The sequence below is a fragment of the Pseudoalteromonas sp. SIMBA_162 genome (assembly GCF_046535955.1).
GTDB lineage: Bacteria > Pseudomonadota > Gammaproteobacteria > Enterobacterales > Alteromonadaceae > Pseudoalteromonas > Pseudoalteromonas marina.
Genome location: NZ_JAWJBQ010000235.1, coordinates 1 through 293 on the forward strand (window position 1 = coordinate 1; position 293 = coordinate 293).

Annotated in this window: 1 protein-coding gene; it reads right to left on the reverse strand. The window is 36.2% G+C overall.

Annotation, left to right across the window (positions count from 1 at the left end; all coding sequences use genetic code 11):
- A partial coding sequence (locus R0J88_RS19490) for a hypothetical protein (RefSeq protein WP_410900796.1) occupies positions 1 to 234 on the reverse strand: 234 nt, incomplete at its 3' end.
- Positions 235 to 293 lie beyond the last annotated feature (59 nt).

Below are 293 nucleotides of genomic sequence, written 5' to 3' on the forward strand. Positions count from 1 at the left end.
GTTTTTTCTAGTTTCATCAAGGGAAGTAGCAAACGGTTTTAAGTGTTCAGGAAGGTTTTTCAGATTCTTAGCTGATACGTTGTTATAACGGTTTGTTAGATTTTCTAGTGACTTGAAGTTACTGCCAATACTCCCTGTGATTCTTCTAGTATTGCTTTCAATATCATTCATAGCCTGTGTAAACTGTTTTATATCAGCACCGACTTCAACCATAACTTCACCAAGTTTTGCCATACTTACCCACCACCTTTTTCATGTATATACAAAAAAAGAAGCCTACCTAACCGTCATTC